This is a genomic window from Gardnerella sp. DNF01198P, from assembly GCF_049244165.1.
In the GTDB taxonomy this organism is placed as follows: domain Bacteria; phylum Actinomycetota; class Actinomycetes; order Actinomycetales; family Bifidobacteriaceae; genus Bifidobacterium; species Bifidobacterium swidsinskii.
On record NZ_CP058382.1, the window covers coordinates 229,874 to 254,796 of the forward strand.

General features: G+C 46.3%; 35 protein-coding genes. All 35 read left to right on the forward strand.

Going from position 1 to position 24,923, the window contains the following annotated elements:
* Positions 1-264: 264 nt before the first annotated feature.
* The 35 genes from HXT44_RS01035 to rpsK all read left to right on the forward strand — a co-directional run bounded on the left by HXT44_RS01035 (position 265) and on the right by rpsK (position 24,907).
* Positions 265-3,117: a peptidase gene (locus tag HXT44_RS01035; RefSeq protein WP_421782964.1), complete on the forward strand. Its 2,853-nt coding sequence runs from the start codon at positions 265-267 to the stop codon at positions 3,115-3,117.
* Between the two features lie 182 nt (positions 3,118-3,299).
* Positions 3,300-3,593, forward strand: coding sequence for a metal-sensitive transcriptional regulator (locus HXT44_RS01040; protein ID WP_004109707.1), 294 nt, complete (start codon positions 3,300-3,302; stop codon positions 3,591-3,593).
* 16 nt (positions 3,594-3,609) lie between these two features.
* Complete coding sequence (locus HXT44_RS01045) at positions 3,610-4,278, forward strand: YigZ family protein (RefSeq protein WP_081378919.1); 669 nt, start codon at positions 3,610-3,612, stop codon at positions 4,276-4,278.
* 10 nt (positions 4,279-4,288) lie between these two features.
* Positions 4,289-4,915, forward strand: coding sequence for a hypothetical protein (locus HXT44_RS01050; RefSeq protein ID WP_004109701.1), 627 nt, complete (start codon positions 4,289-4,291; stop codon positions 4,913-4,915).
* An 8-nt stretch (positions 4,916-4,923) separates the two neighbouring features.
* Entirely contained in the window at positions 4,924-7,098 is a 2,175-nt protein-coding gene (gene malQ / locus HXT44_RS01055) for a 4-alpha-glucanotransferase (protein WP_102704514.1), read from the forward strand.
* 260 nt (positions 7,099-7,358) lie between these two features.
* Positions 7,359-7,808 (forward strand): 50S ribosomal protein L13, encoded by a 450-nt coding sequence (gene rplM, locus HXT44_RS01060; RefSeq protein WP_012913824.1) that lies wholly within the window; start codon positions 7,359-7,361, stop codon positions 7,806-7,808.
* Between the two features lie 17 nt (positions 7,809-7,825).
* On the forward strand, positions 7,826-8,314 hold the full coding sequence (rpsI, locus tag HXT44_RS01065) for a 30S ribosomal protein S9 (RefSeq protein WP_004105525.1): 489 nt from the start codon (positions 7,826-7,828) through the stop codon (positions 8,312-8,314).
* 356 nt (positions 8,315-8,670) lie between these two features.
* A complete protein-coding gene (gene adhE, locus HXT44_RS01070) occupies positions 8,671-11,376 on the forward strand; it encodes a bifunctional acetaldehyde-CoA/alcohol dehydrogenase (RefSeq protein WP_064621936.1) in 2,706 nt (901 codons plus the stop codon).
* A 324-nt stretch (positions 11,377-11,700) separates the two neighbouring features.
* A complete protein-coding gene (rpsJ, locus tag HXT44_RS01075) occupies positions 11,701-12,009 on the forward strand; it encodes a 30S ribosomal protein S10 (protein ID WP_003808013.1) in 309 nt (102 codons plus the stop codon).
* Between the two features lie 16 nt (positions 12,010-12,025).
* Complete coding sequence (gene rplC / locus HXT44_RS01080; RefSeq protein WP_004105519.1) at positions 12,026-12,676, forward strand: 50S ribosomal protein L3; 651 nt, start codon at positions 12,026-12,028, stop codon at positions 12,674-12,676.
* A 5-nt stretch (positions 12,677-12,681) separates the two neighbouring features.
* A complete protein-coding gene (gene rplD, locus HXT44_RS01085; RefSeq protein ID WP_012913826.1) occupies positions 12,682-13,347 on the forward strand; it encodes a 50S ribosomal protein L4 in 666 nt (221 codons plus the stop codon).
* 5 nt (positions 13,348-13,352) lie between these two features.
* Positions 13,353-13,649, forward strand: coding sequence for a 50S ribosomal protein L23 (rplW, locus tag HXT44_RS01090; RefSeq protein ID WP_004105515.1), 297 nt, complete (start codon positions 13,353-13,355; stop codon positions 13,647-13,649).
* Positions 13,650-13,683: 34 nt separating this feature from the next.
* Positions 13,684-14,514 (forward strand): 50S ribosomal protein L2, encoded by an 831-nt coding sequence (gene rplB, locus HXT44_RS01095; protein ID WP_004574091.1) that lies wholly within the window; start codon positions 13,684-13,686, stop codon positions 14,512-14,514.
* A 15-nt stretch (positions 14,515-14,529) separates the two neighbouring features.
* Positions 14,530-14,808: a 30S ribosomal protein S19 gene (rpsS, locus tag HXT44_RS01100; protein WP_004114357.1), complete on the forward strand. Its 279-nt coding sequence runs from the start codon at positions 14,530-14,532 to the stop codon at positions 14,806-14,808.
* 16 nt (positions 14,809-14,824) lie between these two features.
* Positions 14,825-15,184, forward strand: coding sequence for a 50S ribosomal protein L22 (gene rplV, locus HXT44_RS01105; protein WP_004105510.1), 360 nt, complete (start codon positions 14,825-14,827; stop codon positions 15,182-15,184).
* 2 nt (positions 15,185-15,186) lie between these two features.
* On the forward strand, positions 15,187-16,005 hold the full coding sequence (gene rpsC / locus HXT44_RS01110) for a 30S ribosomal protein S3 (protein WP_004574090.1): 819 nt from the start codon (positions 15,187-15,189) through the stop codon (positions 16,003-16,005).
* Between the two features lie 4 nt (positions 16,006-16,009).
* Positions 16,010-16,429, forward strand: coding sequence for a 50S ribosomal protein L16 (rplP, locus tag HXT44_RS01115; protein WP_004109684.1), 420 nt, complete (start codon positions 16,010-16,012; stop codon positions 16,427-16,429).
* Positions 16,429-16,680, forward strand: a complete 252-nt coding sequence (gene rpmC, locus HXT44_RS01120) for a 50S ribosomal protein L29 (RefSeq protein WP_004105502.1) — start codon at positions 16,429-16,431, stop codon at positions 16,678-16,680. The genes rplP and rpmC overlap by 1 nt, the downstream gene beginning before the upstream one ends.
* Positions 16,681-16,682: 2 nt before the next feature.
* On the forward strand, positions 16,683-16,949 hold the full coding sequence (gene rpsQ, locus HXT44_RS01125) for a 30S ribosomal protein S17 (protein ID WP_004114365.1): 267 nt from the start codon (positions 16,683-16,685) through the stop codon (positions 16,947-16,949).
* Between the two features lie 90 nt (positions 16,950-17,039).
* Positions 17,040-17,408, forward strand: a complete 369-nt coding sequence (gene rplN / locus HXT44_RS01130; protein ID WP_004574089.1) for a 50S ribosomal protein L14 — start codon at positions 17,040-17,042, stop codon at positions 17,406-17,408.
* Position 17,409: 1 nt separating this feature from the next.
* Positions 17,410-17,745 carry a 50S ribosomal protein L24 gene (rplX, locus tag HXT44_RS01135; protein WP_012913827.1) on the forward strand — a complete coding sequence of 112 codons (336 nt, stop codon included), beginning with the start codon at positions 17,410-17,412 and terminating at the stop codon, positions 17,743-17,745.
* Complete coding sequence (gene rplE / locus HXT44_RS01140; protein WP_004109679.1) at positions 17,742-18,314, forward strand: 50S ribosomal protein L5; 573 nt, start codon at positions 17,742-17,744, stop codon at positions 18,312-18,314. The genes rplX and rplE overlap by 4 nt, the downstream gene beginning before the upstream one ends.
* Position 18,315: 1 nt before the next feature.
* Positions 18,316-18,501, forward strand: a complete 186-nt coding sequence (locus HXT44_RS01145) for a type Z 30S ribosomal protein S14 (RefSeq protein ID WP_003808046.1) — start codon at positions 18,316-18,318, stop codon at positions 18,499-18,501.
* Between the two features lie 86 nt (positions 18,502-18,587).
* A complete protein-coding gene (rpsH, locus tag HXT44_RS01150) occupies positions 18,588-18,986 on the forward strand; it encodes a 30S ribosomal protein S8 (RefSeq protein ID WP_004105495.1) in 399 nt (132 codons plus the stop codon).
* A gap of 16 nt (positions 18,987-19,002) precedes the next feature.
* Positions 19,003-19,542, forward strand: coding sequence for a 50S ribosomal protein L6 (gene rplF / locus HXT44_RS01155; RefSeq protein ID WP_004109673.1), 540 nt, complete (start codon positions 19,003-19,005; stop codon positions 19,540-19,542).
* 1 nt (position 19,543) lies between these two features.
* On the forward strand, positions 19,544-19,915 hold the full coding sequence (gene rplR, locus HXT44_RS01160; RefSeq protein WP_004109670.1) for a 50S ribosomal protein L18: 372 nt from the start codon (positions 19,544-19,546) through the stop codon (positions 19,913-19,915).
* Positions 19,912-20,640: a 30S ribosomal protein S5 gene (gene rpsE / locus HXT44_RS01165; protein WP_004574087.1), complete on the forward strand. Its 729-nt coding sequence runs from the start codon at positions 19,912-19,914 to the stop codon at positions 20,638-20,640. The genes rplR and rpsE overlap by 4 nt, the downstream gene beginning before the upstream one ends.
* Positions 20,640-20,822 (forward strand): 50S ribosomal protein L30, encoded by a 183-nt coding sequence (rpmD, locus tag HXT44_RS01170; protein WP_004105491.1) that lies wholly within the window; start codon positions 20,640-20,642, stop codon positions 20,820-20,822. Before rpsE ends, rpmD begins: the two co-directional genes overlap by 1 nt.
* Before the next feature lie 2 nt (positions 20,823-20,824).
* Positions 20,825-21,280: a 50S ribosomal protein L15 gene (rplO, locus tag HXT44_RS01175; protein ID WP_004105490.1), complete on the forward strand. Its 456-nt coding sequence runs from the start codon at positions 20,825-20,827 to the stop codon at positions 21,278-21,280.
* Between the two features lie 195 nt (positions 21,281-21,475).
* Positions 21,476-22,819, forward strand: coding sequence for a preprotein translocase subunit SecY (gene secY / locus HXT44_RS01180; protein WP_004574086.1), 1,344 nt, complete (start codon positions 21,476-21,478; stop codon positions 22,817-22,819).
* Between the two features lie 28 nt (positions 22,820-22,847).
* Positions 22,848-23,408, forward strand: coding sequence for an adenylate kinase (locus tag HXT44_RS01185; RefSeq protein ID WP_012913828.1), 561 nt, complete (start codon positions 22,848-22,850; stop codon positions 23,406-23,408).
* A gap of 142 nt (positions 23,409-23,550) precedes the next feature.
* Positions 23,551-23,769, forward strand: a complete 219-nt coding sequence (gene infA, locus HXT44_RS01190; RefSeq protein WP_004105485.1) for a translation initiation factor IF-1 — start codon at positions 23,551-23,553, stop codon at positions 23,767-23,769.
* Positions 23,770-23,789: 20 nt separating this feature from the next.
* Positions 23,790-23,903, forward strand: coding sequence for a 50S ribosomal protein L36 (gene rpmJ / locus HXT44_RS01195; RefSeq protein WP_003842636.1), 114 nt, complete (start codon positions 23,790-23,792; stop codon positions 23,901-23,903).
* Between the two features lie 144 nt (positions 23,904-24,047).
* Positions 24,048-24,425 carry a 30S ribosomal protein S13 gene (gene rpsM / locus HXT44_RS01200; protein ID WP_004105472.1) on the forward strand — a complete coding sequence of 126 codons (378 nt, stop codon included), beginning with the start codon at positions 24,048-24,050 and terminating at the stop codon, positions 24,423-24,425.
* A gap of 83 nt (positions 24,426-24,508) precedes the next feature.
* Positions 24,509-24,907: a 30S ribosomal protein S11 gene (gene rpsK / locus HXT44_RS01205; protein WP_064621938.1), complete on the forward strand. Its 399-nt coding sequence runs from the start codon at positions 24,509-24,511 to the stop codon at positions 24,905-24,907.
* Positions 24,908-24,923: the final 16 nt, after the last annotated feature.

A 24,923-nucleotide genomic window follows, 5' to 3' on the forward strand; every position in this document is an offset into this window, starting at 1 on the left:
TCCACATGAAAAAATTGGGTAAGCGGCGGGTAAGCGGCGGGTAAACGACAAAAATTTAGGCAAGAGATTTAAGCAAAATTGTGGATTTGTGCATAACTTTTATCCAAATACTACCTTTTAACCACAATACTAAAAAAATATTTACGCAAATCTTTTCTAAAGTCATAGTTGATGCCATGAGCGCTTACTCTAGTGCTCAATGCAAATAGAAAATTATTCTCATAATTCGCTATTGCATTAAGGGTTGGGTTAAAGGAGATTTTTATGGAAACATATTTGGGGAAGCATACTAATTTTAGTTGTGCGAATAAATTGCGAAACCTCATGAAACAAAAAAATATTCGCAAAATGTTGGCATTGTTTACTTCCGCAGTACTAGTTCCTTCGGTGCTTTGTTCGCAAATTGCTATGGGATCTGTCGATAAATTAACGGGTTATTATTACAAAAAGTCGAATACTGTTGAATGGCTAAGCGAAAAGATTGCAAGGCTAAGGCTCGGTCCTGTTACGGATAAGTGGGAGGGTAGAAAGAATTCTATTTTTTGCATGGAATCTTCCGTGTTTATAGATTACAAAGGCAATATTAAGCAGATGAATGGTGAAGATTATCGTATTGCTGCAAATATTATTAAAACGCACAACAACAATGACGATGATTTAACTCAGGCTGCTTTGGCGTTTATGATTCATAATCATTTTGATATTAATCAAGATAGATGGAAGGAGGCTGTTGAAAACGGATTTGTAGACGTTGAAACAGAAACTTTAAGGAATAAGGCAGATAAGTTGTGGCAGCAGGGTGTTAAAGAAACTCCGGTTAAGGCTGTGCTAAAAAATGATTACACTAAGGGCAAGCGCATTGGCGTAATGCATATTAGTCTGCAAAATTCTAATGGAGATTCTTTAGGAGGAGTACCTATTAAAGTAAAATCCTCAAATAATCTTATTAAATTTGCTAACGGATCTGAGTCTTTTGAAGGAAAATCTAAAAAAGAAGGTTTAGATATTACTTGGAACGCACTTGATGCTGGAAACGCTCGAATTGAAGTTTCTTTTAACGCTCCAAAAGCTGAACGTTTATTCTCTCCAGATGGTCAAGATGTGATTAGATCTTTTGAAAATACATGGTATCCGCAAGATTTTTCTTTTGGTGTAGAAAAAACTTTCCAGCCGTTACTTAAGTCGAAAATATCAAAGCATGAGCTGCGTGCAGGAGAGCAGGTAGATAGTACTGTAACTAGCAGTGTTGCAGGAAATGATTCTTGGCCAGAAAATGTTCGTCTTCGCGCGCAAGGCTACTATTTTGTAGGTTCAGCTGAAGATATTTTGCATATTCAACAGCGAAATAGTGGTGAATCTGCTAAAGAGTACTTGAATCGCATGCGTTCTATGCCTAATTTGCGCCAAGTTGCTGCGGCTAAAGCTAATTTCTCTAATTCTGGCGAAACTATAACTGCAGTAGCAAAACGCGCTAATGGCGATATTACAGCATCTGATCTTGATAAAGCAGAAGCTTATAAAGTAAATGATTTAGAAGCAGGTTTGTTTGGCACATGGGTTTGGATTATTTCTCGCGATTCTCAGAATAAATCTGACCGAGAGTTTCTGAAAGATGATGTTGTGCAGCTATTTGGTTCTACAGACACTACGGCTGTTCATCAAGCAACTGTGAGCTCAGATATTGTTGCTAAGCAGCAAACTGTTGGGCTTAATACGGAAATTGTTAATGAGATTACTGTAAGAGGTCTTCCTGAAACTTACGGATCTTTTAAGGGAAATAACAGTTACGGCTTTAATGAAGATAAAAAAGCGCATATTCGCGTTTGGTGGGCTGGTGCAGGTAGCGAAAATCCTACTAAAAAAGACAACGAAAATTATATGCCGGGATCTAAAGGCGAGCCGTCTTATCAAGAGCCAAAAGAAGATAGTCATCATCGTTTGATTGCTAAGTGGGATGTTCCTGCAGTTAATGGCGTGTACAAGATTGGCAACGGAAATATTACGCTTAGACCTATTGCTGGAACTGATAGGTCTACTACTGAGCCGAAAGTTTTGGAAAATAATGTGCATATTCGCGCTAATAAAAATAGTGAGTCAGGATGGTATGTGTTTGTTTATGATTTTCCTGGTTCTTCACGCGCTTTAGCTCATAAATCCGCGTATGACGGATTGTGGAGCCGTGCCTTAGTTGAACCGGATGTTTTAACTACCCCTGTATCTGTTACAACTAGAGTAAGCGATGAAAAAGTTAAGGCTGGTGAAAAGTTTCACGATAATGCTCGTATTACTGGCACGTTGCCAAAAGGAAGTTACGTAGTGTTTAGTGCATACGAGTATGAAGATGGTAAGGGGAATAAGAGTGATTCTAGTGGAGCTAAATGTAGCGATGCTAAGAATGGTGACGCTAAGAAGGGCAGTGATTCTGAAACTAAGGAGATTAAGGAAGCTAAGGAAACTAAAGAGACTAAAGAGACTAAGGAAACTGTAATATCTGCTGGAATTGAGAAAAAAATGCCTCAATCTCGCGTAAATATTACAAATAAACAAGCTGAAGAAAGTAAAAAGTCTTCTATTTCTGTAAGTTCTGCAGATATTACATTAGATCATGAAGGAACTGTTTATTGGAAAGCTGAAGTTTACGATGCTCGGGGTAATCCTTTAGCAACTCACGCATTGGGTGTAGAAGGAGAGACTGTGCAAGTTTCCGGCGGCGAGGATCGTTCTAAGAATGATGAAAATGAGGAGAATAATAAAGAAAACAAAGAAAATGTAGAAGAAAATCATAGTAAAACTGGCAGTGATGAAACGGCTGGCAGTGATGATTCAACTGATTCGAAAAATGATGTGAATGATAATGCTTCCAATCAACACGACAGCACAAATAGCAACGAAAATGCTAATAAGAATTATGTTAATCGAAGTAATACAATTCCAACATCGCTTGCTGTTACTGGTGCTTCTTCAGTAACTGTGATACTTCTGGCTGTTATTACGTTAACCTTTGCTTCAGGTTTATCGTTAGGTCGTTTTTCATCTATAGTTCCTAAGCATGGGAGAATGTCTGGTGGAGCTCGACATGGCGGGATTCCTCCAATGAGGCGTCGGTTAGTGAAATAGCGCATTTTTAATGTAGAATATTTGGCGCGTTAGTCTATTGAGATTTTTTGAAGTAGATTAACGCGTCATTTTGCAATAAATAATACGATGATGCATAATATAGATACAACGATTTATTGTATTAATTTATATATGATGTTATAACCTTTATGTGGTTGTGTAATTGATAAATCGGAGTAACGATGAAAAATTATGATATTGATAAAGAAAAACTGATAGTACGCATGCATCGAGTACAAGGTCAGCTTGCAGCAGTCAATACTATGATTGAAAACGATGCGAAGTGTCAAGATGTTCTTATGCAGCTTTCCGCTGCAACTGCTGCTTTACATTCTTTAGCAGTGATAGTGGCAAGGGAACATGTCAATAAAGAAATACATGAATCTGTAAAAATTGGTACCGAAGAAGGTGCCGATGCAGCAATGGAAGATATTTCTGGTATCATTGACAGGTTATTGCGTTACGAAAAAGCGTAGTATTGGGTAGTATCTAGTGACTAATTCGCATAATATTCTGCACACTGTTCGTCAATTGCAATCGCAGCCTTTCGAGGCTTCTTTCGTAGAGAAAAAATCAGAGTTTATTGGATGCATTTGTCATATTGATAATCTTGACGATGCTGCGGAATTTATGCAATCAGTGCGTTTTAAGAATCCTAAAGCTCGCCATGTTGCGTATGCTGCAATTTGTGGCTCGTCGAAAGCTCAATTGCATGAGCGCATGAGTGACGATGGTGAGCCAACTGGAACAGCAGGAAAACCAATATTAGATGTACTTAGATCGTCAAATTTAACAGATTGTGTAGTAACAGTAACGCGATATTTTGGTGGTATTTTGCTTGGAGCTGGTGGCCTAACCAGAGCTTATGCGCGTGCAGCAAGTATGGCAGTAGAATCTGCGCAAATAGTTGATATTATTACGTGCACTCGTTTTACTTGCAAGTTGCAATATCAACAATTGCGAATGTTGCAGCATATTGTAAGCCAAATGGAAGGCATAATTGACAACGAAATTTATGGTGCTGAAATTTCCCTTAATATTGCTATTCCAACTTTAAAATCACAAGAATTTCTTGATATGGTTCAGAATGCTTTTTCTGGAAACGTTGTGCCGAAAGCAGATGGTACTCTAAGTAATAAGCTGATAGATACTAAGCGTTAAAGGTGATTTCATGGAAAAGACTAATGAAAAAACAAACACTATTGACGATTCATCTTATGAACCTTTAACTGCTGTATATGAGCATTTACGACATAGCGAAGATTCAGCTGAGCTTCATGAATTTGCTAGGAGAGAATTACCGGATCGATCAGACCAAGCGGCATTTTCTAGAGCCACCTCCTTGCTTGAAGCAGTTGCAGGTAATATCAATACTCCAGAAGAAGACCGTATTTATTTAGCTACAGAAATGCCTTTCCCAAACATATTAGTGAAACTTTCTGAAGATTCTGCTGATAAAGTACGTTTGGCTGTTGCTGAAAATAAAAATGCTAAAAATTGGTTAGTTGGAAGACTTACTAAAGATTCATGTAACGCAGTTCGAAATGCTGCATTATGCAATCCAAAAGCTTCTTGGAAAATGCGTTTAGAGGGTGCGCAATCGGATGGCATAAGTGCTGAAACATTGAAATATCTCGCCTCCCTTGGTGTTAGTGCAGAAGAAAACGCTCCAATTGTATTAGCTTCCATGGTACGAAGAGCTGTTGCGCTAAATCCTGGTGTTCCACAAAATGTGCTGCAAGAACTATGCAACGATAAATCTGAAGATGTATCATCAGCGGCGCGCAGTCGTTGCTAACGCGAATAATGGAGCGTATGGATAATACAACAGATGAAGAAGTAGCAATGAAGCCATTACACCGTCTTGCTGAATTAATGGGCGTTGGCGTGAGTTTTATTGGTTCGGATAATCAAAAACACGAGATTCAAGATAACGTATTAGTTTCTGTCTTAAGCGCATTAGGCGTAGATGCTTCCACAAATGAGACAATAGAAAAATCTACAAACGACGTTTTAGCGTATCGACACGGTCGTATTGTTGCTCCAACAGTTTTGCACACTGTTGGCAAATGTGATGAAGTTACAGTTAATACGGGAATATTAGAATACCCAGTTGCAACATTGACATTGGAAAATGGTGAACAATATAAAGGCGATTTAACTATTGTTCCTAACGAAAATGATGTTGCATACCCTGTAAATGGAAAATTTGTTGCAACATCTCTTATAAAAATTCCTGAAGATGTGCCAATGGGTTATCACACATTGCGTGTGACAGTTGGTGAGAGACAAGAAGAAGCAACACTTATTAGTGCTCCAGAAAGCATTGATACGCTGAATTCCTTAGAGCCCAATGGAGAACAGCTTTGGGGATGGATGGCACAACTTTACTCAATCCGTTCTTCAAAGTCTTGGGGTGTTGGTGATTTTGCTGATTTGGCGACTCTTCTTACTGAAGCTAAGCAAAAAACTGGCGCTGACTTTGTGTTAATAAACCCAATGCATGCAGGTGAGCCTATAACTCCGCTTACTCCATCCCCATACCTGCCGGTTGCTCGAGGAATGGTAAACGTAACGTATATTAGCCCAGAAAGTATTCCTGAGTACGAAACGTTAAACGATAAAACTCGCAAAGAAATTGAAAAGCTTCATGGACAGGTTGAGCCGCTTAACAATGACGCGCAAATAATAGACCGTGATTCCATGTGGCGTGTAAAAATGCGTGCATTGTGGCTGATTTTCAAGGCTGGTATGTCTGAAGATCGCGCTCGCATTTTTAATGAGTTTAAGCATGAGATGGGTGACAGGCTTGAATCTTATGCCACTTGGTGCTTGTGCTACGACAAGTGGGGTGCTCCAAAGGGTGACGATTGCTGGGAGAAAACTCTTACTAAGGATTCTGATCAAGTTCGCGAATTAGCTAATCGTTTCCCAGATACTCTTGAGTTTTATCGTTGGCTTGAGTGGGTTGCTTTTACGCAATTGCATGATGCTCAAGTTGCTGCACGTAAAGCTGGTATGAAAATCGGCATTATGTCTGATATGGCTGTTGGCGTGCATCCTGCAGGATCTGAAGTTTGGTGGAATCCGGAGAGATTTGCTAACGGAGCTACTGTTGGCGCTCCACCTGATTACTTCAATCAGCAAGGTCAAGATTGGTCTCAGCCACCTTTGCACCCATTTGAGCTTGAGCGGACTGGTTTTAAAACATACCGAGATATGGTTCATGGAATGTTTGCTTCGGCAGGTGCTGTTCGCATTGACCATATTCTTGGACTTTTCCGCTTATGGTGGATTCCAGAAGGTTCAGCTCCAAGTGGCGGTGCTTATGTTTACTACGATGCTGATATTATGCTTGGCATTTTGGCAATTGAAGCCGCTCGTGCTCACGGTGTAGTTGTTGGCGAAGATTTGGGTGTTTTGCCCGCAAATGCTTTGGAAGTGTTGCGCAAGAAGGCTGTGCTTGGTTGCACGGTTGAATGGTTCGAAGAGCGTGACGGCGAATTCCGTACTCCAGACAAGTGGCGCGAAATGACGCTTGCATCTGTAAATACGCATGATTTGCCTCCTGCTGCCGGCTATTTGCGCTATGAGCAAGTTAATATTCGTGAGCGCTTGCACTTGCTTACTGGTTCTGTTGAAGAATTCCGCGCTGGAGCTGAGGCAGAGCATCGCGCTATGATGCGAATGTTGGTCAAAGGTGGTTATTTGGATGCTCAGTTGCTTGAGGATGAGGATGCTCATACTCAGGAGATTGTTGAAGCATTGTACCGCGCTTTGAAGGCTGCTCCTTCCAGATTGTTGGCTGCTTCTTTGGTCGATGCAGTTGGAGAGTGTCGTGTGCAAAATCAGCCTGGAACGAATGACGAGTATCCGAATTGGCGTATTCCATTAGCTGATGGTGAAGGCAATCCTGTGTCCTTGGATAATATGTTTGATTTGCCTCGAGTGCAGTCGCTTTCTGCGATTATGAATGCATAACATTTTGTGATTTATTTTGTTTGACAATTTGTTTAGCAATTTGTTTTGTATTCGTCTCAGCCTTATATAAAATAGACACTTGCAAGTAGTCGCCACTTGGCGATATACTTGCAGATTGTTGTGTTTCCCTAAGGGGTCCTTCAAAGCGCTTTTCCCACTCGCCATCGAGGACTTTCAGGGAGCCCACGGATTATGAGTAAAATATTTTCTATAAACCAAGAAGATATACGCTCGAAACACAATAGAGAAAAGGTACGATTGTGAAGACTTTCACACCGAAACCAGCAGATTTAACTCATGACTGGTACATCATCGATGCCACTGACGTGGTACTTGGTCGTTTGGCCTCTCAGGTAGCAATCTTGCTGCGTGGTAAGAATAAGCCAACGTTTGCTCCTCATGCTGATTCTGGCAATCACGTTATTATTATTAACGCTGAAAAGATTGCTTTGACTGGCAATAAGTTGAGCAAGGAACTGTATTCCCACTCTGGTCGTCCGGGCGGCCTTCGTCGTGATAGCTATGCAGAGCTTTTGGAAAGGAATCCAAAGCGTATTATCATGGCTGCCGTTAAGGGTATGCTTCCAAAGAATCGTCTTGCTAAGGTGCAGCTTGACCGTCTTCGTGTGTTCACCGGAGCTGAGCATCCGCACACTTCGCAGAAGCCACAGGTCTTCGAGATCGCTCAGGTCTCTCAGCAGGCTAAGTGAGATCAAGGAGAATAGATATGGCAGAAAATAACAACTCCGCGGTTCTTGAGAACGAAGAAGAACTGACTAGCTACACCACTGAAACCAATGCTGGTGCAGGCACTGGTACTTCCGCCATCGAGCCAGGCTACGGCACTGGTCGTCGTAAGGAAGCTGTTGCTCGCGTGCGTTTGGTTCCTGGCTCCGGTAAGTGGACTATCAATGGTCGCACTTTGGAGGAGTACTTCCCATCTCGTTTGTTGCAACGCGAAGTGAATTCACCAATCGTGTTGCTCAAGCTTGAAGGCAAGTTTGATGTTGTAGTCCTCGTTGACGGTGGTGGTACCACTGGTCAAGCTGGTGCTATTCGTTTGGGTGTTGCTCGTGCATTGAATGCTATCGATCGCGATGCAAACCGTGTTGCTTTGAAGAAGGCTGGCTTCTTGACTCGTGACGCTCGCGTTGTGGAACGCAAGAAGGCTGGTTTGCACAAGGCACGTCGTGCACCTCAGTTCTCGAAGCGTTAAGTTTCGCGAATTTATATTTACAAATGGCTCCTGGTTTTGCTGGGAGCCATTTTTGTATTTTTTATTATTTATTAAATTTGTTGAGTAAATGTTATAAATAGTGTGTAATTATCTGTCAAAATTGACATTCTAGAAAAATTTATCTATTAATCGAACATAAATCATTACAAAAAAGAACAAATAACGAACAATAGAGGATAAAGCTCGCTCATAAATAGCGCAACTCGCTTCAAAGATGCGAAAGTACAGCAAAGAGACTAAATTGTGACTTGTATCACATATTTAGCGGTGAATACTAAATTAGTTTGTTCATAAGTCTATTGATACCGCTGGTGGAACTATCGAGGAGGATACTCATGGTTGAGGCACAACACCAAGCCGAAACTGGCAAAACTGCTAGTGCTGATGACATTGCGTTAGCTGCTCAAAATGAAGTTGATAAACTTGTTGAAAAAGCAACTGTCGCTTTGAATGAGTTTGAGAAGCTTAATCAGCAGCAAATTGATCATATTGTTGCTAAAGCTTCAGTGGCAGCGTTGAATAAACATTTGGTTCTTGCAAAGATGGCTGTTGATGAAACAGGTCGTGGTTTAGTAGAAGATAAAGCTACAAAAAATATCTTTGCATGCGAACATATTACGCATTATCTAGCAGGTCAAAAAACAGTTGGTATTATTCGCGAGGACGATGTTCTCGGAATTGACGAAATAGCTGAACCGGTTGGTATTGTTGCAGGCGTCACTCCAGTTACAAACCCAACTTCTACAGCTATTTTTAAGTCGCTTATTGCACTTAAGACTCGTTGCCCAATTATTTTTGGATTCCATCCTTTCGCGCAAAAGTGCTCTTCTGAAGCAGCTCGAATTGTTCGCGATGCTGCTGTGGCTGCAGGCGCGCCAAAAGATTGCATTCAGTGGATTGAGCATCCTTCAATTGAAGCTACTGGTGCATTGATGAAACATCCAAAGATCGCAACTATTCTTGCAACAGGCGGTCCTGGAATGGTTAAGGCGGCGTATTCTTCAGGAAAACCTGCTCTTGGTGTTGGTGCTGGAAATGCTCCTGCATATGTCGATAGTGATGTTGATATTGTGCGTGCTGCAAACGATTTGATTCTTTCAAAGCATTTTGATTACGGAATGATTTGTGCAACAGAGCAAGCAATTATTGCGCATAAGGATGTATATGAGCCATTGCTTCGCGAATTGAAGCACAGGAAAGCATATTTTGTTAACGCTGACGAAAAAGCTAAGCTTGAACAATATATGTTTGGATGCACTGCATATTCTGGAAATACGCCAAAACTTAATTCTGTTGTTCCTGGTAAGTCTCCGCAATATATTGCGCACGAAGCTGGATTTGAAATTCCAGAAGATGCTGTGATTTTGGTTGCAGAGTGCAAAGAAGTTGGCGAAATGGAGCCGCTTACTATGGAAAAGCTCGCTCCTGTACACGCAATGCTTCGCGCAGAAAATAAGGAACAAGGCTTCAAGATGTGTGAACAGATGCTTGTGCATGGAGCTGGTCACACTGCTGTAATTCACACAAATAATCAAGATCTTGTGCGCGAATATGGTGTTCGTATGCATGCTTGCAGAATTGTTTGGAATTCTCCTGGATCTCTTGGTGGCGTTGGAGACATTTACAACGCGATTGCTCCTTCGCTTACTCTTGGATGCGGATCTTATGGTGGAAATTCCGTTTCTGGCAACGTACAAGCTATAAATCTTCTTAATATTAAGCGTATTGCACGAAGGAATAATAATATGCAATGGTTCAAGATTCCGGCTAAAACTTATTTTGAGCCGAATGCTATTCGTTATTTGAGGGATATGTATGGCGTTGAGCGCGCAGTTATTGTGTGCGATAAGGTTATGGAGCAACTTGGCGTAGTCGATAAGATTGTTGATCAGCTTCGTGCTCGAGATAATCGCGTTAGCTTCCGTATTATTGATTACGTTGAGCCTGAGCCAAGCGTTGAAACAGTTGAGCGTGGCGCCGCAATGATGCGTGACGAATTCCAGCCAGACACAATTATTGCTGTTGGTGGCGGTTCTCCAATGGATGCTTCTAAGATTATGTGGCTTATGTATGAGCATCCGGAGATTTCTTTCGCTGATTTGCGAGAAAAGTTCTTCGATATTCGTAAGCGCGCATTTAAGATTCCGCCTCTTGGTAGCAAAGCTAAGCTTATTTGCATACCAACTTCTTCCGGAACTGGTTCTGAAGTTACGCCTTACGCTGTTATTACAGATCACAAGACTGGATACAAGTATCCTATTACGGATTACGCTTTGACTCCAACGGTCGCAATAGTCGATCCTGTTTTGGCTCGTACTCAGCCGCGTCGATTGGCGTGCGATTCTGGTTTTGATGCTTTAACTCATGCTATGGAAGCTTATGTTTCTGTTTACGCAAATGATTTTACGGATGCTATGGCTTTGCACGCTTCGAAACTTATTTGGGAAAATCTCAACGATTCTGTGAATTGTGAAGATTCTCAGCGCAAGATTGAAGCAAAAGAAAAAATGCATAATGCAGCTACTATGGCTGGAATGGCGTTTGGTTCTGCATTCTTAGGAATGTGCCACGCTATGGCTCATACTATTGGTGCTTTGTGCCACGTTGTACACGGTCATACGAACGCAATTTTGCTGCCTTACGTTATTCGCTATAACGGTCAAATTCCGCAAGAGCCAACTAGCTGGCCAAAGTACAACCGCTATATTGCTCTTGAGAGGTATCAGGAGATCGCTAAGAATCTTGGTGTAGATCCTGGTAAAACTCCTGAAGAAGGCGTTGAAAATCTTGCTCGTGCTGTTGAAGAGTATCGAAATGAAAAGCTTGGCATGGACGCTTCGTTTAAGGCTTGTGGCGTAGACGAAGCGTACTACTGGTCGATACTTGACAATATTGGCATGCGTGCTTACGAAGATCAGTGTGCGCCTGCAAATCCTCGTATTCCGCAAATTGAGGATATGAAGGATATTGCTATTGCCGCATATTATGGTGTTTCTCAAGAAGAAGGTCATCGCATGCGTTTGGAGCGTGAAGCGGCGTAATTTATTTGCATATCTAGTTAATAATGGCAGAAGCTCAACTAATTGTAGTTTCTGCCATTTTTTGTTGGAAAATAGCCGACACGCCCGGTTTTTAATAATCGAAGGTTGATGGTTTAATTACTTAGTTGCCTGTTTTAAGGCTCGCATATTGTAATTAAAAAAAGCGAGCGCGGAAGCAAAAACTTTGAATCGAAATTTTTTTTGTATGAATAGGTTTCTGATGCCGCGCACTGATGTGGAATTACCCTAGGGGTTTATTCTCGCCGGTGCCCTTGAATTCAGGTTGGTAAACAGTAAACGAATCGCTAGAAAGGGCGGACGGCAATGGCGGGACAGAAAATCCGCATCAGGCTTAAGTCCTATGACCATGAGGTCATCGACCAATCGGCGAAGAAAATCGTCGAGACGGTGACGAACGCGGGCGCCACAGTGGTGGGTCCGGTTCCTCTGCCGACCGAGAAGAACGTGTTTGTTGTTATCCGTTCTCCTCATAAATACAAGGATTCTCGCGAGCATTTCGAGATGCGCACTCATAAGCGTCTCATTGACATCGTAGATCCAACGCCAAAGGCTGTGGATTCTTTGATGCACATTGACCTGCCTGCGGATGTAAACATCGAGATCAAGCTGTAGGAAGGGGGAGAAAGTAATGTCGCAGAATAAGAATCGCACTGCATTGCTCGGCCGCAAGCTGGGTATGTCGCAGGTTTGGGATGAAAACGGCTTCTTCGTCCCCGTAACTCTGGTTGAAGTTGCTACTAACGTAGTTACCGCTGTAAAGACTGTAGAGTCTGACGGTTATTGCGCAGTACAGCTCGGTTACGGCCAGATTGATCCTACCAAGGTGACTAAGCCATTGGCTGGTCATTTTGCAAAGGCTGGTGTAACTCCTCGTCGTCACCTCGCTGAGGTGCGCACCGAGAACGCGGCAGATTATCAGCCAGGTCAGGAATTGACTGCTGAATTGTTCGCTGAGGGTTCTGAAGTAGATGTCACTGGCACTACCAAGGGTAAGGGTTTTGCTGGCACTATCAAGCGTTGGGGCTTCAAGTCCTATCGTCGTACTCACGGCTCGCACAAGAACGAACGTCGCCCAGGTTCTGTGGGCGCTTGCGCAACTCCAAGCCGCATTTTGAAGGGCAAGCGTATGGCTGGTCGCATGGGTCATGTGACTTCCACCGCGCTTAACCTCACCATCGTTTCTTCGGATGTCGAGAACGGCATTCTCGCTATTAAGGGCGCTGTTCCAGGTCCTAAGGGCGCAATCGTTCTCGTCCGTTCGGCAGTGAAGGGAGCCTGATAATTATGGCAAACGTAACTCTGAACGTCACTGATACTAAGGGCAATGCAAACGGAACCGTTGAAGCTCCTGCTGAAATTTTCGGCATCTCCAACGAAGACGTTTTAGCTCACGGTCCACTGGTTCATCAGGTCGTAATCGCTCAGCTTGCTGCTGCTCGTCAGGGCACCCATGCTGTGAAGAATCGTGCTAATGTTTCCGGCGGCGGTAAGAAGCCATGGAAGCAGAAGGGCACCGGTCGTGCTCGCCAGGGTTCCATTCGTGCTCCTCAGTGGGTACATGGTGGCGTTGTTCACGGTCCAGTTCCTCGTAAGTACGATCAGCGTACCCCGAAGAAGATGAAGGCAGCTGCTCTTCGCTACGTTCTTTCGGATCGTGCAAATGCTGGACGTATTGCTGTAGTTGACTTTGGTATTAAGGATGTTCCATCCACCAAGACAGCTGTTGCAGCACTTACTCCTGTGACCAATAACCAATTCACTACTGTTGTTCTTTCTCGTGAGAACATCAATGAGTGGATGTCTGTACGCAACATTCCAACTGTTCACGTGATCTTCGCTGATCAGCTCAACACTTACGATGTTGTTACAGCTCAGTACGTCGTCTTCTCCAAGGAAGGCTTCGAAGCCTTCGTTGCTGCTAAGACCGAGCCTGTCGTTAAGGAGGCCTGATTTAAATGGTCGCAGTCCATAACCCAGCACATGACGTAATTCTTAAGCCAGTTGTTTCTGAAAAAAGTTACGCAGCTTCTGATCGTGGTCAGTACACTTTCGTAGTGGCTCCAGATGCTAACAAGGTTCAGATCAAGCAGGCTATCGAAGAAATCTTCAAGGTCAAGGTGACAAACGTTAACACTTTGAACCGCGCTGGCAAGTTGAAGCGCTCTCGCACCGGTTTCGGCCGTCGTGTGAACCAGAAGCGTGCTATTGTCACCGTGGCTGAAGGTCAAACGATTGACATCTTTGGTAACTGAAGGCTAGCCGAGAAAAGTAAAGGAATACTATATTATGGCTATCCGCGTTTATAAGCCGACGACTGCAGGCCGTCGCAACGCTTCGGTTTCGGATTTTGCCGAGATCACGCGTTCTACGCCTGAAAAGTCGCTGGTACGCAAACTCAGCAAGACTGGTGGTCGTAACTCTTACGGCCGCATGACTTCTCGCCATCGCGGCGGTGGTCACAAGCGTCAGTATCGTCTCATCGACTTCAAGCGTTGGGACAAGGATGGCGTGCCAGCAAAGGTCGCTCATATTGAGTATGACCCTAACCGTTCCGCTCGCATCGCTTTGTTGCATTACGCAGACGGTGAGAAGCGTTACATTATCGCTCCTGAAGGCGTTGCCCAGGGTGATGTTATTGAGACCGGCGCTCAGGCTGATATTAAGCCAGGCAACAACCTGCCTCTGAAGAATATCCCAACTGGTACCGTGGTTCACGCAATTGAGCTTCGTCCACTTGGTGGTGCGAAGATTGCTCGTTCCGCTGGTGCTGCTGTTCAGCTCGTCGCTAAGGATGGTGCTTATGCGCAGTTGCGTATGCCATCTGGCGAAATTCGTAACGTGGACGCTCGTTGCCGCGCTACTGTTGGCGAAGTAGGTAATTCCGATCACGCCAATATCGAGCTTGGTAAGGCAGGTCGCGCACGTTGGCTTGGTCGTAGACCAATCACCCGAGGCGAATCCATGAACCCTGTGGACCATCCACATGGTGGTCGCACCCGTGGTGGTAAGCCACCAGTTTCTCCATGGGGCAAGGGCGAGGTTCGTACACGTCGTCCAAAGAAGGCTTCGAACAAGATGATTGTTCGTCGTCGCCCGAATGGTAAGAACCGCAAGTAAGGGAGTGTCGAATAGATGACTCGTAGCATCAAGAAGGGCCCTTTCGTCGACGCCCACTTGCAGAAGAAAGTCGACGAGCAAAACGACAAGGGTACGCACAATGTCATTAAGACTTGGTCGCGTCGTTCGATGATCACTCCTGATTTCATTGGACACACCTTTGCCGTACATGATGGCCGCAAGCATGTGCCGGTATTCGTTACCGAAGCCATGGTTGGTCATAAGCTCGGTGAGTTCGCCCCGACCAAGACCTTTAAGGGTCATGTGAAGGACGACAAAAAGGCACGCCGCTAAAGGAGAGTTAGGACACATGGAAGCTAAAGCAATCGCTCGTCACGTTCGCGTGACGCCGCGCAAGGCTCGCCGCATGGTCGACCTCATCCGAGGCAAGCGTGCAAGCGAAGCTATTACCATTTTGAAGTTTGCTCCTCAGGACGCATCATTGCCGGTGCGCAAGGTTCTTGAAAGCGCGATTGCTAACGCTCGCGTTAAGGCTGAAAAAGCCGGTGAACCATTCCGTGAGCAGGACTTGGTCATCAAGGAAACCTATGTGGACGAGGGTGTAACGCTTAAGCGTTTCCGTGCTCGTGCACAGGGTCGCGCTGCGCGCATTAACAAGCGCACAAGCCATATCACTGTTATCGTCTCGCTTAAGGAAGGAGCCCGCTAAAGATGGGTCAGAAGATCAATCCTTTCGGCTATCGCCTGGGCATCACCGAGAATCATCGCTCTAAGTGGTTCTCTGACTCCAACAAAGCTGGCGAGCGTTATCGTGACTTCGTCCTTGAGGATGACAAGATTCGCAAGGAAATGAGCCATGACCTCGAGCGTGCTGGCGTATCTCGTATCGTTATCGAGCGCACTCGTGATCGCGTTCGTGTAGATATTCACACTGCTCGTCCGGGTATTATCATCGGTCGTCGTGGCGCTGAAGCTGAGCGTGTTCGCGCAAAGCTCGAGAAGCTCACAGGCAAGCAAGTACAGCTCAACATCTTCGAAGTGAAGAACGCTGCACTTGACGCTCAGTTGGTTGCTCAGGGAATTGCGGAGCAGTTGACAAACCGTGTTACATTCCGTCGTGCTATGCGTAAGGCACAGCAAGATGCAATGCGTGCAGGTGCCAAGGGTATCCGTATCAAGCTCTCCGGTCGCCTTGGTGGTGCCGAAATGAGCCGCTCTGAGTTCTATCGCGAGGGTCGCGTTCCACTGCAGACCCTTCGTGCCTTGATTGATTACGGCTTCTTTGAAGCTAAGACCACATACGGTCGTATCGGCGTAAAGGTCTGGATCTACAAGGGTGATATGACCGAGCGTGAGTTCGAAGAGCAGCAGGCTCAGCAGGGTAAGCGTGAAGGTCGTCGTGGTGGCGATCGTCGTCCACGTCGTGGCGCACGTCCTGCTAACCAGCAGAAGGCTGCTGAAGCACAGGCTGAAAAGCCAGCTGAAGCTGCAGCTGCTGAAGCTCCTGCCGCAACGGAAACGAAGGAGTGAGCAGATGCTTATCCCAAAGAGGACTAAATATCGTAAGCAGCACCGTCCTACCCGTAGCGGCATGTCTAAGGGTGGCACCGAGATCGCTTTCGGCGATTTTGGTATTCAGGCGCTGGCTCCGGCTTACATCACTAACCGACAGATCGAGGCAGCTCGTATCGCAATGACTCGCTACATTAAGCGTGGCGGTCGTGTGTGGATTACGATCTTCCCAGATCGTCCATTAACCAAGCACCCGCTTGGTGCGCGAATGGGTTCCGGTAAGGGTGCTCCAGAATTCTGGATTGCCAACATCCACCCAGGACGCGTAATGTTCGAGATCGGTGGTGTTTCTGAGGACATCGCTCGCGAGGCTTTGCGCCGCGCTATCGATAAGCTCCCAATGAAATGCCGTGTTATTGCGCGTGAAGGCGGTGACATCTGATGCCAGTCGGAACTGCAGACTACACCATCAAGAATTTGAACGAGAAGACAAATGCTGAGATTGAAGGCTTCTTGAAGAAGTCTAAGGAAGAGCTATTTAACTTGCGCTTCCAGGCAGCAACTGGTCAACTCGAAAACAGCGCTCGCCTCAAGGCGGTCAAGCACGACATTGCCAGGATGTATACTATCCTGCGTGAGCGTGAACTCGGCATCAGCCAAGAGCCTGGCGCCACTGAGGTCAAGGAGAAGTAAGCATGGCTGAGAACCAAGAGCGCAACTTCCGCAAGGTTCGTCGCGGCTACGTCGTGTCCGAGGCCATGGACAAGACAATCGCCGTTGAGCTGGAGCAGCGTTCGACACACCCGCTTTACGGTAAAGTCGTTCGCTCCACCCGCAAGGTCAAAGCCCATGATGAACACAATGAGGCACATATTGGCGACCTCGTGAGTATTATGGAAACTCGGCCACTGAGCAAGACCAAGCGTTGGCGTCTCGACTCGATTATCGAGCGCGCCAAGTAAACAAGTTCGGCAAGGCTCCGCGCTTCACCTGTGTCTGCTAATGTGTAGACACAGGTGAGTGGGGAGAACCAGCTCGGCTAAGGAGAATCAATGATTCAGCAGGAAACGCGGCTTCATGTCGCCGACAACACGGGTGCTAAGGAGTTACTTGCCATCCGCGTGCTCGGTGGATCGAAGCGACGCTATGCCGGCATCGGCGACATCATCGTCGCCTCCGTCAAGGACGCGATCCCTGGCGGGTCGGTCAAGAAAGGCGACGTAGTTAAGGCTGTCGTCGTCCGTACTGTCAAGGAGCATCGCCGTGTCGATGGTTCCTATATTAAGTTCGATGAGAACGCCGCCGTAATTCTCGGCTCCGGTCGTGAACCAAAAGGCACTCGTATCTTCGGACCAGTCGGTCGTGAATTGCGTGATCAGCGCTTCATGAAGATTGTGTCCCTTGCTCCGGAGGTGATCTGATATGGTAGCCAAGATTAAGTCCGGCGACCAGGTGAAGGTCATTCGCGGCAAGGATCGCGGTAAGGAAGGCAAAGTAGTTCGTGTACTAGCCGATGACCGTTTGATTGTAGAAGGCGTTCAGATCGTTAAGAAGCACGTTCGCGCCACCCAGCAGGGTCAGCAGGCGGGCATTGTTTCGGTTGAGGCTCCAATCCATCGCTCTAATGTGATGGTTATTGATCCAGAGACCAAGCAGCCTACACGCGTTGGCGTGATTGTTAAGCAAGAGGCTCGTGACGGCAAGGTTAAGACCGTGCGCGTGCGTGTCGCCAAGAAGTCCGGAAAGGAGCTGGCATGACCGATACTACAGTTGAGTTGCCGGCAACTCCGCGCTTAAAGCAACAATACAAGGATGAAATCGTACCAGCCTTGGAGAAAGAATTCGGCCACACTAATCCTATGCAGGTGGCTCGCGTGCAGAAGGTTGTCGTCTCTATGGGTGTCGGCGCTGCAGCTCGTGATTCTAAGCTCATTGAAGGTGCGATTAAGGATCTCACTTTGATTGCCGGCCAGAAGCCAAAGGTAACTAAGGCAAAGAAGTCTGTCGCTCAGTTCCATTTGCGCGAAGGTCAGGCTATCGGTGCTTACGTAACTCTTCGTGGCGATCGTATGTGGGAATTCTTGGATCGTTTGCTCACTCTGGCTTTGCCTCGTATCCGCGATTTCCGTGGTATCAATGGCAACCAGTTTGACGGTCAGGGTAATTACAACTTTGGTCTTACGGAACAGTCTATGTTCCATGAGATTGATCCTGACTCGATTGATCATCAGCGTGGTATGGACATCACCGTGGTGACTACCACCAAGGACGATGTGGAGGCCAAGTCTTTGCTTAAGCACCTCGGTTTCCCATTCAAGGAGAACTGAAATGGCAAAAACCGCTCTGAAAAACAAGGCGGCCGCCAAGCCGAAGTTCAAGGTACGCGCTTATACGCGTTGCCAGGTTTGTGGTCGTCCTCACTCCGTGTATCGCAAGTTCGGTCTGTGCCGCATCTGCCTTCGTGAGAAGGCTCATCGCGGTGAGTTGCCGGGTGTTACGAAGTCCAGTTGGTAAATATCGACGCTGAAGGTCCACTGCTTGAAGACAAAGTTCTCATATAGAGGCGGTGGAAACCACGGCGAGAAAGGGCGTTAGCCCACATGACAATGACAGATCCAATCGCAGACATGTTGACACGTCTGCGTAATGCGAGCGCGGCAAAGCACGATACCGTGGAAATGCCGTACTCCAAATTCAAGGCGAATATCGCCGAGATTCTGAAGCACGAAGGCTATATTAAGGACTTCGCTGCTAAGGAAGCTAAGGTTGGACAGACGTTGGAAATTACGTTGAAGTATGGCTCCAATGGCCAGCGTTCTATCCAAGGCATCAAGCGCATTTCTAAGCCAGGCTTGCGTCGTTACGCAAAGTCTGATGCTTTGCCAATGCCTCTTGGTGGCCTCGGTATTGCTATTATCTCGACCAGCTCGGGATTGTTGACTCAGAAGGAATGCCTCGATCGAGGCATTGGCGGCGAAATCGTCGCCTACGTATGGTGAGAAAGGAGAGCTGAAGATGGCATCGCATATTGGTAAGCTCCCCGTCGACATTCCTGCAGGCGTGGAAGTAAAGATTGAAGGTCAGTCCTTCAGCGTCAAAGGCGCTAAGGGTTCTGATTCTTATGAAATTCCAGAGGGAATCACCGCAGCAGTCGCTGACAATCAGATTGTTCTGACTCCAGTTGACGATTTGCGTCCAACTCGTGCAAAGCATGGTTTGGCTCGCGCAATTGTTGCTTCTATGGTGAAGGGTGTACATGAAGGCTACACCAAGACTTTGGATATTGTCGGTACCGGTTATCGTGCAGTGATGAAGGGCAAGGGCATTGAGTTCTCGCTCGGTTATTCTCACACTATTACCGTTCAACCACCGGCAGGTATTGAGTTCGAGTTGCCAAATCCTAACCAGGTAATCGTAAAGGGCACCGATAAGCAGACTGTTGGTCAGGTTGCTGCTAACATTCGTAAGCTTCGTGCTCCAGAACCTTACAAGGGTAAGGGTATTAAGTACACCGATGAACGTATCCTGCGCAAGGCTGGAAAGGCTGGTAAGTGATATGAGCGTTAAGATTTTCGGTAAGGGTACCAAAGTCGCACGTTTGCGTCGTCACGCCCGTCTTCGTAAGCACATTGCCGGCACATCTGAACGTCCTCGTTTAGTTGTTTCCCGTTCTAACCGTCATATGGTTGCTCAGATTGTGGATGATACCAAGGGAATTACTTTGGTAAGTGCTTCCACTTTGACTGCTGACTTCGCTGGTTTCACTGGCACGAAGACTGAAGCTGCAACCAAGGTTGGCGAATTAGTAGCGGCTAAGGCGAAGGAAGCGGGTATCACCGCTGTAGTCTTCGACCGTGGCGGTAACAAATATCATGGTCGCGTCGCAGCAGTGGCTGAAGGCGCCCGTCAGGGAGGTCTGGCACTGTGAGCGACAACGAAAAGGAAACCCAAGTGGCTGAAGAAACTCAGAACACTCAGGCATCCGCTGAGGAGCGTAACGATGATCGTCGTTCTCGCCGTAACAAGGGCGAGGGTAAACGCGGCGAACGTCGTAATCGTCGTGAAGAAAACCGTGGCGAAGAGCTTCTGGATCGCGTAGTTACTATTAACCGTGTTTCCAAGACCCACAAGGGTGGTCGTACCTTTAGCTTTGCAGCACTTGTTGTTGTTGGCGACGGTAAGGGCACTGTTGGTGTTGGTTACGGCAAGTCTCGCGAAGTTCCAGCTGCTATTGCTAAGGGTCAGCTTGACGCTAAGAAGCATATGTTCACTGTTCCACGCATTCGTGGCACCGTCACTCATCCAGTGCTCGGTCACGATGCTGCTGGTACTGTGTTGCTCCGTCCAGCTGCTCCAGGTACTGGTGTAATTGCTGGTGGTGCTGTACGCGCTGTTATGGAATGCGCCGGCATTACGGACATCCTCACCAAGTCCATGGGCTCTGCAACTGCTGTAAACGTAGTGCGTGCTACTGTGGACGCTTTGAAGAAGCTCGAAGAGCCAGAAGAGATTTCTGCTCGTCGTGGTCTTTCTCTTGAGGAAGTCGCTCCTGATGCTTTGCTCCGTGAGCGTGCTGCCGGCATTGCCGAAGCTCGCAAGGCTCGCGAAGAAGCTCAGGCCGCCAAGGCATCTGAAGCAAAGGATGGTGAGTGATGTCAAATTTGAAGATCACTCTGGTGCATGGTTTAGTTCATACAACTGAGCGCCAGCGCGCGAATGTTCATACGCTCGGCCTTCATAAGATTGGTCACAGCGTAGTTCGCGAGGACACCCCCGTCAATCGTGGCTTGGTTATGGCCGTTCGCCACTTGGTGAGCGTCGAGGAGGTCGACTGATTATGGCTAACGAAGAACCAATGCTGCATATGCACACGTTGCGCCCAGCTCCAGGAGCTAAGAAGGATCGCATCCGTGTAGGTCGTGGTGAAGGCTCTAAGGGTAAGACCTCAGGTCGTGGTGATAAGGGCACAAAGAAGCGTTATCAGGTTCGTCCTGGCTTCGAAGGTGGTCAGCTCCCACTGTACATGCGCTTGCCTAAGTTGCGTGGCTTCAAGAGTCCTTTCAAGAAGGAATTCCAAGTCGTCAACGTTGCAGATCTTGCTGAACTTTTCCCAAAGGGTGGCGAGGTTACTGTAGCTGACCTTATTACTAAGGGCGCTGTACGTGATGGCTATCCTGTAAAAGTTCTTGGTGATGGTGAATTGACTGTTGCCTTGACTCTTAAGGGTATGAAGGCTTCTGCTTCTGCTAAGGCAAAGGTTGAGGCTGCCGGCGGCTCCATCAGCGAAGAGTAGTTAAAGGCTACTTAAAGCTTGATGCAGTTATAAATCTGTGATAGTCCCTCTAGCATTGTCTAGAGGGACTATTTTTATCACCAAAACTCACCAATAACCTATTTCAGTAGGTACCGTGGGTTAAACTATCGTCTCAGAGTTTGTTTTTTGCACTGTTGCGCCTAGGAGTGCGCGAAAAAAGGGAGGAAGACCCAGGTGAAAACGTTAATCCAGGCCTTCAGGACGAAGGAGTTGAGGAACAAGATCCTCTTCGTCTTCGCTATGATAATTATTTATCGTATTGGTTCATTTATTCCGATTCCGGGTGTGGACTATAAAGTTGTGCACGCTTGCACTGTTAAATTAGCTTCATCGAGCGAGAACTTTATTGGGTTAGTTAACTTGTTCTCAGGTGGCTCGCTGTTGCAGCTTTCTATTTTTGCTTTGGGTGTTATGCCTTACATCACTGCTTCCATTGTGATTCAGCTTTTGCGCGTGGTTATTCCTCGCTTCGAAGCTCTTCATAAGGAAGGTCAGTCTGGAGAAACAAAGCTTACGCAGTACACGCGTTACCTAACTATTGGATTGGCAATTTTGCAATCTACTACGATTTTGGTAACAGCACGTACGGGTGCTTTGTTTAATTATCAGTGCGGAAATAATATTATTCCAGACGGAAGCATGTGGAGCCTTATTGTCATGGTTTTGATCATGACTGGCGGCACTGGTCTTATTATGTGGATGGCAGAACTCATTACCGATAAGGGTATCGGTCAAGGCATGTCTGTCTTAATCTTTATGTCTATTTGCTCTGGCTTCTTGCCAAAGCTTTGGGAGATTGGTTGGGGAACCAACGGTTCTAATGGCGATTGGAATAAGTTCGCTATTGTTGGTGGCGTTTTGATTGTTATCCTCATATTTGTTGACTTTGTTGAGCTTGCTCAGCGTCGTATTCCTGTGCAGTATACGCGTCGCATGATTGGCCGAAAAATGTATGGCGGCTCTTCGACTTATTTGCCATTAAAGGTAAATATGAGTGGTGTTATTCCACCAATCTTTGCTTCGTCAATTCTTGCTGTTCCTACTCTTATTGCTCAGTTTGGAGATAAGAGCAAGGCTTGGGTGAATTGGATTGAAGCTAATTTGGCTAATTCCACTTCTGCTTGGTATATTGCGTTTTACACAGTAATGATTGTGTTCTTCTGCTTCTTCTACACAGAGATTACTTTTAATCCTGATGAGACTGCAGATAACATGAAAGAGTATGGTGGCTTCATACCAGGCATTCGCGCTGGTAGTGCTACAAGTCATTATCTTAGCTATGTTATGAATAGGTTGAATACTGTCGGTGCTATTTATTTGCTCTTTGTTGCATTGATTCCTACCGTTTTGATTATGGCTTTGCATTTGAATACAAAATTGCCATTTGGTGGTACAACAATTTTGATTATTGCTGGCGTTGGTTTGGATACGTTGCGTCAAGCAAAGGCTCAGACTGAACAATTCCAGTATGCTGGTTTCTTGTTCAAGCATGATGAGCAAAAGCAAGTATCTAAGTAACTACAGTTAGCGAGCTAAGGAGATGAATATGCGATTACTAATTATGGGTCCACAGGGCGTTGGAAAAGGCACTCAGGCCGCTTTGTTAAGTGAGCATTATGGCATTCCAGCGATTTCTACTGGTGATATTTTCCGCTATAACCTTAAGAATCATACTGAGCTTGGAAAACAGGTTCAGGGATATCTTGACAAGGGCGAGTTGGTTCCAGATGAGCTGACTAACAGCATTGTTAAGGATCGTCTTGCTCAGGACGATGCAAAGAGCGGCTGGATTCTCGACGGTTATCCTCGCAACGCTTCTCAGGTTCAAGCTTTGGATCGTATGTTGGAAGAGCTTGGCACTCCTCTCGATCACGTTGTGGCTCTCGAGGCTGAGCGCGATGTTTTGCTCGAACGCATGCAAAAGCGTGCAGTGGAGCAAGGTCGTTCTGACGATACTCCAGAAGTAATTGCTAAGCGTTTAGAAACGTATGAGAAGGAAACAGCTCCATTGCTTGATATCTATGATAGCCGCGGTCAGTTGGTTGAAGTAGATGGCGTTGGAGATATTAAGGAAATCAATAATCGCATTGTTGAATCACTTAATTAAGTAGTGCGTTTTTAAATTTAAAAAGTAAAATGCGTTCTGTTCGACACGCCGAGTGTTGAATGGGACGCATTTACTGTATTATAAAAGATTGGCGTGTCTTCGGATGCGCAAAGTAGTATGCCCAAGGAACGGAACGAGGCTCATGGCAAAAGACGGTGTGATTGAAGTCGAAGGCACGGTAGTAGAAGCACTACCAAATGCGATGTTTCGCGTTCAGCTTGAGAATGAGCACATTGTTTTAGCTACGATCTCTGGTAAGATGCGTAAAAATTATATTCGCATTCTTCCTCAGGATCGTGTAGTGCTAGAGATGAGCCCTTACGATCTGAATCGTGGGCGTATTACGTACCGTTATAAGTAAGGTACAAGCAAAGGAAAACCATGAAGGTCAGCCCTAGCGTGAAGAGGATCTGCGAAAACTGCCGCGTGATCCGCCGTCACGGCCGCGTCATGGTGATCTGCATTAACCCACGTCATAAGCAGCGTCAGGGCTGAGCAGATTTCCATCGCGGAATACAAAGAATAAGGCGCTAAGTCACAGCAGAAGCTGAACCCTGGGTGCGCAGGCCCAGGCCGCATTTAATTTCTATTAATGCGGAAGACTTGGTGCACGACCTGCGTAACAGTAAAGGAATTACAATGGCACGTCTTGCCGGAGTAGATATTCCCAATGAGAAGCGCATTGAGATTGCCCTCACCTACATTTTTGGTGTTGGTCGTACTCGCGCTAAGGAAACGCTTGCCGCGACCGGTGTTAATCCGGACACTCGCGTCAAGGATCTTACGGATGAACAGCTGATCACCTTGCGTGATTATCTTGAGGCCAATTACAAGATTGAAGGCGATTTGCGTCGTGAGATTGACGCTGACATCCGTCGTAAGATTCAGATCAACTGCTATCAAGGCCAGCGTCATCGCAAGGGTCTTCCTGTGCGTGGTCAGCGTACTAAGACTAATGCTCGTACTCGCAAGGGTCCGAAGCGTACTGTCGCCGGGAAGAAGAAGGCCACCCGATAGTAGTCGGTGGTCGGCTCTAGGCCACGGATATATTTCCATCGTCTAGACATACCAACTCATTCGTCATTAGGAAACGAGGGTCAATGGCAGCTGCAAAGCAAGCCTCGCGCAAGCCGCGTCGCCGGGACCGCAAGTCGGTGCCGGTTGGGCAGGCGCATATTAAATCAACATTCAATAACACGATTATCTCCATTACCGATCCATCCGGTGCAGTCCTTTCTTGGGCTTCCGGCGGTGATGTCGGCTTTAAGGGTTCCCGTAAGTCGACTCCTTACGCTGCAGGTTTGGCTGCTGAGTCTGCTGCACGCAAGGCAATGGAGCATGGCCTCAAGAAGGTCGACGTGTTTGTTAAGGGTCCAGGTTCCGGTCGTGAAACCGCTATCCGTTCCCTCCAGTCCGCGGGTCTCGAAGTTGGTTCTATTACCGACGTTACCCCACAAGCGCATAACGGCGTACGCCCACCAAAGCGTCGCCGCGTCTGAGCACTCTTACGAATCC

Excerpts from the sequence above, each read along its gene's own strand:
- rplV (WP_004105510.1), top strand. The coding sequence starts at position 14,825 with ATGGAAGCTAAAGCAATCGCTCGTCACGTTCGCGTGACGCCGCGCAAG.
- rpsJ (WP_003808013.1), top strand. The coding sequence starts at position 11,701 with ATGGCGGGACAGAAAATCCGCATCAGGCTTAAGTCCTATGACCATGAG.
- malQ (WP_102704514.1), top strand. The coding sequence starts at position 4,924 with ATGGAGCGTATGGATAATACAACAGATGAAGAAGTAGCAATGAAGCCA.
- rpsK (WP_064621938.1), top strand. The coding sequence starts at position 24,509 with ATGGCAGCTGCAAAGCAAGCCTCGCGCAAGCCGCGTCGCCGGGACCGC.
- rpmD (WP_004105491.1), top strand. The coding sequence starts at position 20,640 with ATGTCAAATTTGAAGATCACTCTGGTGCATGGTTTAGTTCATACAACT.
- infA (WP_004105485.1), top strand. The coding sequence starts at position 23,551 with ATGGCAAAAGACGGTGTGATTGAAGTCGAAGGCACGGTAGTAGAAGCA.
- rplN (WP_004574089.1), top strand. The coding sequence starts at position 17,040 with ATGATTCAGCAGGAAACGCGGCTTCATGTCGCCGACAACACGGGTGCT.
- rplP (WP_004109684.1), top strand. The coding sequence starts at position 16,010 with ATGCTTATCCCAAAGAGGACTAAATATCGTAAGCAGCACCGTCCTACC.
- rplB (WP_004574091.1), top strand. The coding sequence starts at position 13,684 with ATGGCTATCCGCGTTTATAAGCCGACGACTGCAGGCCGTCGCAACGCT.
- adhE (WP_064621936.1), top strand. The coding sequence starts at position 8,671 with ATGGTTGAGGCACAACACCAAGCCGAAACTGGCAAAACTGCTAGTGCT.
- rplC (WP_004105519.1), top strand. The coding sequence starts at position 12,026 with ATGTCGCAGAATAAGAATCGCACTGCATTGCTCGGCCGCAAGCTGGGT.
- rpsM (WP_004105472.1), top strand. The coding sequence starts at position 24,048 with ATGGCACGTCTTGCCGGAGTAGATATTCCCAATGAGAAGCGCATTGAG.
- rplF (WP_004109673.1), top strand. The coding sequence starts at position 19,003 with ATGGCATCGCATATTGGTAAGCTCCCCGTCGACATTCCTGCAGGCGTG.
- rpsI (WP_004105525.1), top strand. The coding sequence starts at position 7,826 with ATGGCAGAAAATAACAACTCCGCGGTTCTTGAGAACGAAGAAGAACTG.
- HXT44_RS01145 (WP_003808046.1), top strand. The coding sequence starts at position 18,316 with ATGGCAAAAACCGCTCTGAAAAACAAGGCGGCCGCCAAGCCGAAGTTC.
- rpmC (WP_004105502.1), top strand. The coding sequence starts at position 16,429 with ATGCCAGTCGGAACTGCAGACTACACCATCAAGAATTTGAACGAGAAG.
- HXT44_RS01040 (WP_004109707.1), top strand. The coding sequence starts at position 3,300 with ATGAAAAATTATGATATTGATAAAGAAAAACTGATAGTACGCATGCAT.
- rpmJ (WP_003842636.1), top strand. The coding sequence starts at position 23,790 with ATGAAGGTCAGCCCTAGCGTGAAGAGGATCTGCGAAAACTGCCGCGTG.
- rplX (WP_012913827.1), top strand. The coding sequence starts at position 17,410 with ATGGTAGCCAAGATTAAGTCCGGCGACCAGGTGAAGGTCATTCGCGGC.
- rplW (WP_004105515.1), top strand. The coding sequence starts at position 13,353 with ATGGTCGCAGTCCATAACCCAGCACATGACGTAATTCTTAAGCCAGTT.
- rpsH (WP_004105495.1), top strand. The coding sequence starts at position 18,588 with ATGACAATGACAGATCCAATCGCAGACATGTTGACACGTCTGCGTAAT.
- rpsS (WP_004114357.1), top strand. The coding sequence starts at position 14,530 with ATGACTCGTAGCATCAAGAAGGGCCCTTTCGTCGACGCCCACTTGCAG.
- rpsC (WP_004574090.1), top strand. The coding sequence starts at position 15,187 with ATGGGTCAGAAGATCAATCCTTTCGGCTATCGCCTGGGCATCACCGAG.
- rplR (WP_004109670.1), top strand. The coding sequence starts at position 19,544 with ATGAGCGTTAAGATTTTCGGTAAGGGTACCAAAGTCGCACGTTTGCGT.
- rplO (WP_004105490.1), top strand. The coding sequence starts at position 20,825 with ATGGCTAACGAAGAACCAATGCTGCATATGCACACGTTGCGCCCAGCT.
- rplD (WP_012913826.1), top strand. The coding sequence starts at position 12,682 with ATGGCAAACGTAACTCTGAACGTCACTGATACTAAGGGCAATGCAAAC.
- HXT44_RS01035 (WP_421782964.1), top strand. The coding sequence starts at position 265 with ATGGAAACATATTTGGGGAAGCATACTAATTTTAGTTGTGCGAATAAA.
- rplE (WP_004109679.1), top strand. The coding sequence starts at position 17,742 with ATGACCGATACTACAGTTGAGTTGCCGGCAACTCCGCGCTTAAAGCAA.
- HXT44_RS01050 (WP_004109701.1), top strand. The coding sequence starts at position 4,289 with ATGGAAAAGACTAATGAAAAAACAAACACTATTGACGATTCATCTTAT.
- HXT44_RS01185 (WP_012913828.1), top strand. The coding sequence starts at position 22,848 with ATGCGATTACTAATTATGGGTCCACAGGGCGTTGGAAAAGGCACTCAG.
- rpsQ (WP_004114365.1), top strand. The coding sequence starts at position 16,683 with ATGGCTGAGAACCAAGAGCGCAACTTCCGCAAGGTTCGTCGCGGCTAC.